We start from the raw sequence: 987 nt of genomic DNA on the forward strand, positions 1-987 counted from the left end.
TATTCATTTTCTGTAAGTATTAAAGATCTCTTAAACGCTAAAGTTAACTCATCAAGATTTTTTTCTTTGAAGAACATGTCTATAATTCGTTTAACTTTCTTTAAATTCATATCTCATTTCACCTACTTCTATTCCTAGACTGAAAAAAATTAAACTTCACGCCACATCTTAATTTCTTTTACATAAGCTATATCATCAATCTCTTCATATTTAAATAAGAATTTCGTGAACTCATTTTGTTCAAATTCAACTGTAAAAATTGCATTTTTTACAGATGTATTTACGAATTTTTTATCTTTTGTCAACTCATAAAATTCATCACCTGATAATTCAATTGAATCATTAGTTTTAATTATGATTTCCTTTATTTCAGCATTTTTTGAAAATATATTAACAAGTTCTTTTAATTCTTTAAATTTCATTTACCTATTCACCACCTTCAAAAATCTAAAAGAATTATGACATTTTTAAATCTTTATTTTTTGGAATAAGTAGGATTAATATTTGGAATTTGAGAAAAATTATCGATAGAATTAGGTAATTAGGAGAAAAGAAAAAATTTAAAAAAAGATTAACTTTCAAATTGACTTTTTAATTTTTCTGCTATGCTAGAATGCATACACAAAAACTTTTTGTTTCTTTTTACTTTTTTAACTTTTATGAAAAATATGCCTTTCTCTACTAATCTCATTATCCTGAAATAAGCATATGGTTGATATTTTTGTGCATCTTGTTCAAATAAAGTTAGTTTACCATTAGAATTGTACATGGAAATACATAGATCTCCAACCTCATCCTTTTGTGCAATTGAAAAAAACTTTTGTAATAACTCTTTTTGTTTTGACCTTAGACTTAACTTTATTTGTTCAGTCATTTTTCTTTCACCAATATACATTATGTAAAAACTCATATATAAAGCTTTCTCTCAATTTTTACGTTAAGTCGGATCGTAGCCATGTCGTTCTGTGAGCCAAGGAGTTGTTGCCT

General features: G+C 25.4%; 3 protein-coding genes. All 3 read right to left on the bottom strand.

All coding sequences use genetic code 11. The annotated features are described in order from the left end of the window. A partial coding sequence (locus tag ABD077_RS25260) for an AcrID1 family anti-CRISPR protein (RefSeq protein WP_425545925.1) occupies positions 1–110 on the bottom strand: 110 nt, incomplete at its 3' end. Positions 111–149: 39 nt separating this feature from the next. Continuing rightward, on the bottom strand, positions 150–422 hold the full coding sequence (locus ABD077_RS25120) for an AcrID1 family anti-CRISPR protein (RefSeq protein WP_198968547.1): 273 nt from the start codon (positions 420–422) through the stop codon (positions 150–152). A 149-nt stretch (positions 423–571) separates the two neighbouring features. Then, positions 572–910, bottom strand: a complete 339-nt coding sequence (locus ABD077_RS25125; protein WP_343914944.1) for a hypothetical protein — start codon at positions 908–910, stop codon at positions 572–574. Positions 911–987: the final 77 nt, after the last annotated feature.

This window comes from Aquimarina litoralis (assembly GCF_039523995.1).
GTDB lineage: Bacteria > Bacteroidota > Bacteroidia > Flavobacteriales > Flavobacteriaceae > Aquimarina > Aquimarina litoralis.